The organism is Longimonas sp. (genome assembly GCF_040409695.1).
Classification (GTDB): domain Bacteria; phylum Bacteroidota; class Rhodothermia; order Rhodothermales; family Salinibacteraceae; genus Longimonas.
Window position 1 is genome coordinate 1 of record NZ_JARWGJ010000135.1, and the last position, 6800, is coordinate 6800.

Annotated in this window: 6 protein-coding genes; 3 read left to right on the top strand and 3 right to left on the bottom strand. The window is 60.6% G+C overall.

The window, feature by feature from the left end; genetic code table 11:
• The 3 genes from PPP56_RS08420 to PPP56_RS08430 all read left to right on the top strand — a co-directional run.
• Nucleotides 1–1059 (top strand): LemA family protein (locus PPP56_RS08420; protein WP_353563599.1); only part of this gene is annotated, 1059 nt, incomplete at its 5' end.
• Between the two features lie 178 nt (nucleotides 1060–1237).
• Nucleotides 1238–2374, top strand: a complete 1137-nt coding sequence (proB, locus tag PPP56_RS08425) for a glutamate 5-kinase (RefSeq protein WP_353563600.1) — start codon at nucleotides 1238–1240, stop codon at nucleotides 2372–2374.
• A gap of 136 nt (nucleotides 2375–2510) precedes the next feature.
• Entirely contained in the window at nucleotides 2511–3803 is a 1293-nt protein-coding gene (locus tag PPP56_RS08430) for a glutamate-5-semialdehyde dehydrogenase (RefSeq protein ID WP_353563601.1), read from the top strand.
• Between the two features lie 210 nt (nucleotides 3804–4013).
• On the opposite strand, the gene rfbF is transcribed toward PPP56_RS08430, so the two are convergent.
• The 3 genes from rfbF to rfbC form a co-directional block, all read right to left on the bottom strand.
• Nucleotides 4014–4889 (bottom strand): glucose-1-phosphate cytidylyltransferase, encoded by an 876-nt coding sequence (gene rfbF / locus PPP56_RS08435; protein WP_353563602.1) that lies wholly within the window; start codon nucleotides 4887–4889, stop codon nucleotides 4014–4016.
• 58 nt (nucleotides 4890–4947) lie between these two features.
• On the bottom strand, nucleotides 4948–6252 hold the full coding sequence (locus tag PPP56_RS08440; protein WP_353563603.1) for an NAD(P)H-dependent oxidoreductase: 1305 nt from the start codon (nucleotides 6250–6252) through the stop codon (nucleotides 4948–4950).
• A partial coding sequence (gene rfbC, locus PPP56_RS08445; protein WP_353563604.1) for a dTDP-4-dehydrorhamnose 3,5-epimerase occupies nucleotides 6249–6800 on the bottom strand: 552 nt, incomplete at its 5' end. The genes rfbC and PPP56_RS08440, both read right to left, overlap by 4 nt.

Sequence of the window (6800 nt, forward strand, 5' to 3'; positions counted from 1 at the left end):
AACGTTTCTCCATCGCCTACGGACGGAGTAGCTTACGGACTCACCGAACTGGAGGGCACCGTTGAACGCATCGAATCAGAGCGACCGCTGGTTTCGCCCGTAACAAAGACGCCCTGCGTCTGCTACACGCATGTCGTGCATCACAAAGAAGACAGCAAATCAAAGTCCGATACACGTACACAAGAAGGCGTCGATTTTTGGTGCCGTGACAAGAGCGGGCGGATTCGGGTCGCGCCGCAAGAAGCTGAAATCTATGGCACGCAGCAAACGCAAAAACAGATTGGAGAAGAAACGCACGTCGAAACCATCATCGTACCGGGCGAGGTCGTGTACGTGATGGGCACCGCGCAGATCGACCGTGATACACACGAGGCCCTCGTGATTGGCCCCGATACGACTGACGATGCCGTGCCGTTCGTTGTGAGTGCGGAACCTGCCGATGTGCTGAAGCGACGCTTTGCCGTGTGGGGCGCTGGACTCCTCAATCTGGGGATCTGGGCGACCACCGTGGCGGGGATCTGGGGCACAAGCATGCTGCTTCCGGTGGGCCCGTCGATGTACCTCAGCATCGCCGGACTGTCAATTGCATACCTCTTTGTCGTGATGGGGATTATCTACTACAACGACTTTGTTTTCCTAAAGCAACGAGTCGAACGCAATGAGTCGAACATTGAGGTGGCCCTCCAAAAGCGGTACGACTTGATCAGAAATCTCGCGTCGACGGTGCAGCAGTACATCGGGCACGAGCGGTCGATTCAAGAAGTGCTGGCCGAACTGCGTGGATGGCACAACGCAGAGGGGGTACACAATAACGAAGTGCATTCTGGTACCACGGCCTGCAAAAAACTGCTGGCGCTGGTCGAAGACACGCCAGCGCTGAAGGCCGACACACTGATTCAGACCCTCATCGAGAGTCGCGAAAGCGTAGAGAACGACATTGCCTTCATGCGTACGGGCTACAACGATGCGGTAGAACGCTATAACACGCGCATCCGACATGTGCCCGAAGTACTGGTTGCAAAGACGTTCCGGTTTAGGGCGCTGCCATGGCTATCGTAGCCTAAATTAAGAAATAAGCGTACCAGGTTCTGAGACCGGTCTGCATGTCTATGGCTGCGTTAATGTGGCCACATTCCAACACGCGGGCACATCCCAAACGGTAGGCGCGTACCCAAAACGATGCCGAGCCGTCTGCCTGGCTCGTTCGCCCGTCTCTGTGTACCCGCTACGCTACAGCATGCCGTCTTCGCCCGCCCTTCCCGATTGGCAAACCGCTGTCGTCAAAGTCGGTAGCGCTCTCGTGGCCCCCGACGCGCGGGGCTGCTCAACCCGTTATCTGCTGCCTATTGCGCAGTGGATACGGGAGCATCGGGCGCAGGGGAAGACCGTGATCGTGGTGTCGTCAGGGGCTGTGGCAGCCGGACGCGCCGCACAGGGTCGCGCAGATGCTACCACGTCGCTCACTATCCCGGAGAAGCAGGCGCTGGCTGCCATCGGGCAGTCGCTTCTCATGCAGCACTGGAGCCGCCTTTTCGACGTGCCCTGCGCGCAGGTCCTGCTTACCTACGACGACCTGCGCCGCCGTTCGCGCTTTGTGAACGCCAAAAACACGCTCTCTGCGCTCATCGACACCGGCGCACTGCCTATCGTGAATGAAAACGATACCGTAGCCGTTGAGGAACTGCACGTGGGCGACAATGACAACCTGGCCGCGTTCGTCGCCGTGCTCGCTGAGGCTGACCTGCTCGTCATGTGCTCTGATGTAGACGGGCTGTACGACGCCGACCCCCACGCCACGCCGGGTGCGACCCGCATCCCCCAGGTCGATGCGATCGATGCGTCGATCTATGCCCTTGCGGGAGGGAGTCATCACGCTGCGGCCACCGGGGGGATGCGCACGAAGATTGAGGCTGCCGAAAAAGCGACCGACCGCGGCATTCCGGCCGTCATCGTCAACGGTACAAAGCGAGCCCACTTCGACGCCCTGCGTGGCGGAACGGTGCCTGGCACGCTCTTCAAGGCGGCGGCGCCCGACCGGCAGCTCTCCAGCCGTAAGCACTGGATGCGCCACGCCCTGTCTGCTACCGGCACGCTCTTCGTAGACGCAGGCGCTGCCCGTGCGCTTCAGGAGCAGGGGGCGTCGCTGCTGCCGTCAGGGATTACAGATGTGCAGGGTACGTTCGCGCGGGGTGATGCAGTGACCGTGGCGCTGCGCATTGGGGGCGAGATCCAGCCCGTTGCAAAGGGCATTACGCAGTACGGAGCCGCTGAGGTGCAGGCTATTCAGGGCAGGCACAGTACCGCTATGGCCGAGGTCCTCGACACCGCACCTGTCGACTACGTCATTCACCGAAACGATCTGGTGCTACTGTAGCAGGTGCGTCTGCTTCGTGCACGTGTCGTGTGGCGCCGCGCGTACCTACCACACGTACCGGCCCGCGTGCGGCACAAGCGCAGATGCACTTGGTACGAACATAAAGTTTCTTCACGCACAACCAACGCTACATCCCATGGCCAACGCTTCCACCGCATCCGACCATTCTATTGAATCTCTGGCGGCGGCATGCAGCGAGGCTGCGCGGCAGGTCGCGAATCTCTCAACCGCACGCAAGAACCGCGTACTTCAGCACATGGCCGACGCGCTGCTCGACCACCAGGACGCCATCCTGGAAGCCAACGCCACCGACGTATCCGGTGCTCGCAACGACGGACTCCCCGAGGCAATGATTGACCGCCTCGTGCTTAACGAAGAGCGCCTCCAGAAGATGGCGACCGCCCTGCGTGAGGTGGCAGGGTTTTCAGACCCGGTCGGACAGATGTCAGCGACGACCACGCGCCCCAGCGGCATTGAGGTTGGGCGCATGCGCATCCCGCTGGGCGTTATTGGCATGATCTATGAAGCCCGCCCCAATGTCACCTCCGATGCCGCCGGACTCTGCTTCAAGGCGGGCAACGCGGTGTTTCTTCGGGGCGGATCCAAGGCGTTCCATGCCAACCACGCCATTGCCGACGCTTTACATGAAGCGCTTGAAGCGGAAGACGTGAACCCGGCTGCCATCACGCTCGTGCCCACGACCGACCGCGCCGCGGTGCAGGAGATGCTCACGCTCAACCAGCACATCGACCTGGTCATTCCACGCGGCGGCGAGGGGCTGATTCGCTTCGTCGACGAAACCAGCCGCATCCCTGTCATCAAGCATTACAAGGGCGTCTGTCATCTGTATGTGGATGCGGCGGCGAACCTCGACATCGCCGACGACCTGCTCATCGATGGCAAGACCTCGCGCCCGAGCGTCTGCAACGCGCTGGAGACGCTCCTCGTGCACGAAGACGTGGCCGACACGTATGTGCCACGGGCGTGCACGCTGCTTCAAGACGCTGGCGTCACCGTGCGGGGCGACGCGCAGGTGCGTGCCCGCGTGCCCGACGTAGAGCCGGCCACTGAGGATGACTACGCTGCTGAGTTTCTTGATCTTACGATCGCGATGCGCGTGGTGGAGAGCAATCAGGAGGCCCGAGACCACATCGCGACCTACGGATCGAATCATACCGAAGTTATTGTAACCGATGACCTGCCCACGGCGCGAGAATTTGTGCGTACGGTAGATGCCTCGGTAGTGCTCGTGAACGCGTCATCGCGCTTTTCAGATGGAGGCGAGCTCGGACTTGGCGCTGAGATCGGGATCTCAACGACCAAGCTCCACGCCTACGGCCCGATGGGCTTGCAGGCGCTCACCACGCAGAAATTCGTCGTGTACGGGGCCGGCGAAACCCGACATCCCGTACCCGAACGAACGGCCTGACCTGCTTACACATTGCTGGCGAAGTATTGTACTGAGAACCTGTTTTGATTTCTTAATTTGGGCTGCGAGCGGCTCCGCTGGGCTGCAAATTGCCCCCGATTTCGGCCCGTAGCCCCGGCTACGAACCTCTATCGTGGTCCAATTTTCGCCGCAGCGACGCTCGCTCTCGCCAGCAAACCAAAACCCAAACAGGTTCTGAGGACCTCGTCTCTAAAACGAGGGATGGTGAGAGACGGGCGCCCGCTGGTGATGACGCGGCGCGAGGGGGACGTCTTCAGCCGGCCAGGCGTTTTCTGCACCTGAAAGCGCTTCCATCCACAGCGCCCAGGGAGGGGAGCCTTGGTCCCAGAGCTGGTTCAGCGTGTTTTTGTCTTTGAGCGTATCCATCGGATGCCAGAATCCGTCATGGCGATAGGCTGCCAGTTCGCCCTCTCGGGCCAGACGCTCCAGCGGGTCGCGCTCCCAGGTCGTATCGTCGCCGTCGATGTAGTCAATAACCGCCGGGTCGAGCACAAAAAAGCCCCCGTTGATCCAGGCGTCTCCATCCTGAGGCTTTTCACGGAAGCGCGTTACGCGTGCGGTTCCCTCGTTCAGCGAAAACGTGCCAAAGCGACCGGGGGGCTGCACGGCCGTCATCGTAGCCAGCAGGCCATGCTCGCGGTGAAAGGCGAGCGACGCTCCGATGTCGATATTTGCAACGCCATCTCCGTACGTAAAGAAAAACGGCTCATCGTCGAGCAGCGCGCTAACTCGTTTGAGGCGCCCGCCGGTAAGGGTTCCGGAGCCCGTATCGATCAGCGACACCGTCCACGGCTCGCTGGTGTTGTTCAGAAACGTTGTGCTGCGGGTGCCCAAGTCGACCCGCATGTCGGCATTTAAAAGATGGTAGTTGTAGAAGTACTCCTTGATCATATAGCCTTTGTATCCGCAGCAGATGATGAAGTCGGTTACGCCATGGTGGGCGTAAATTTTCATGATATGCCACAGGATGGGCCGGTTACCGATTTCGACCATGGGTTTGGGGCGTACACCCGTTTCTTCGGAGAGGCGGGTGCCGTATCCGCCAGCTAAAATAACAGCTTTCATGGGAGTGCGGGGTGGCAAGTGAGTAAGAAGAACGGTCTGTAATGCAGCGTCGTGCGGCCTATGCGGTAGCACGTACAGGGGCCATGCCAAAGTGGGCGGTCTGCTCGGCCCAGAGGCGATCGATGAGTCGGCCCTCAGGGAGTAGCACATCATCGAAGGTAAGCGCCTGATCTCTGGGGATGTCGCGCAAGAGCGTGGCGCCCTCTGAAAGACCAAGCGGAAGCAGGTTGTCGCGGTAGGTGACATCGGCGTTATCGATCCAGCCGTATGTGCAGAAGCCGCCGAGTCCGTCGAGCGTCTCGCCCTGCTTCAGGTCGCGCTTGGCCAGGGCAAGCACGTGGCATACAGGCGGGCCGAGGGGTGCCACCGTGGCGTCGCCGAAGCAGACGGCACGGGCCACGGTGAGCGGCACTTCAAGATGGGGGAGATGATACGGCGTGTAGAACACGTAGAACGGCCCGTCGCCCATCTTCAGCACCGAAGTATACTGTCGCTTTACAGGGTGGTCGTTGTAAGCAATGACAAAGACCCCTGGACCGGGCTCGGCGCCGATCACGTAGTCGTTGAGTCCGGTGTCGAGCAACTCGTCTTTGGGAAACAGATCGACGGCCTCGGTAACGTGCGCACAGCGAGGCCCATACATGCCGCGCTGCCCGACGGGGAAGCCCGTGGCGTTGGCGGCTACGGCGTTTTCCATTGAGATCTTGGTACCATCCGCGAATGAGGTGACCATGTAGGGTGCCTGGCCGTGCTTTTCGGCCCATGCGCGCTGCGTCTCAGGCGTGCGGTAGTGATCGAGCAGACCTTTTATGTTTCCGACCAGTACCGGGCGGTATCCAATGGCATCGACAAACCGGTACAGGTTCATCATGCTACCGGGCTGGTCGCCGTCGATGTCGGTGAGCACAACTCCGGCCTGTTCGGCGTAGACGTTCAAAATAGGGCCGAGCGTGGCATCCAGTTCGGCGTTCGAGAGAATCAGGTGCTTGCCGTTTTCGATTGCAGCGAGCGCGACCTGGGCGCCAAACTCGAATGTGCCGGTGGCCTCAATAATCGCGTCGATGCCTTCGGCACGGCAGAGCAACTCTGCATCCTCCGTGACTGCGAATCGGTCGGCCGCAATGGCTTCTTCGAGCGCAGACACGGTGCGTACGTGGGTTACATCGTCGATCCCGGCCTCGGCGTAGGCAGCCTCGGCGCGCGGGAGGGTGCGGTTGGAGATGGCCACAAGGCGCATCCCGGTGATAGCTGTGCAGATCTGCAGGGCAACGCCGCGGCCCTGATATCCGGCGCCGACAAGCGCTACGCGGATGGGGTTGTTGTCAGCTTCGCGCTGTTGGAGGGCGGTATCTACAATAATCATAGCGGGTCAGCGAGAGGGTTAGTCAAAGGAGTTAGAGGAGGCAACAGACCGGAGGGAGCAAGAAACGGCCAGGACTGGTCTTTATCGGAGACTACGCGCACCGCCGCAGGCCATGCGATATCGAGTGCAGGGTCGTCGTAGCGAATGCCGTTCTCGGACTCGGGGGCGTAGCGGGCGGTGACGGGGTACATGACTTCTGTGTCGTCGGTGAGGGTGAGAAAGCCGTGAGCGCATCCTTCAGGGATGTAGGCCAGGCGGCGGTTGTCGGCGCTGAGTTCGGCGCCAAACCACTGCCTATACGTGTCTGAGGCGGAGCGCAGGTCAACCATTACGTCGAAGATGGCCCCCCGCGTACAGCGCACGATCTTGGCCTCGGAATGCGGAGGCATTTGGTAGTGAAGCCCCCGCAGCGTACCGGCTTTCGCGCTGTAGCTGATGTTGACCTGCATGATCTGCATGTTGAGTCCGTGTGCTGCAAGCTCATCGACACAGAGCATGCGGGCAAAAAAGCCACGTTCGTCACCGTGGGGCTCAGGATCAATCAGGTA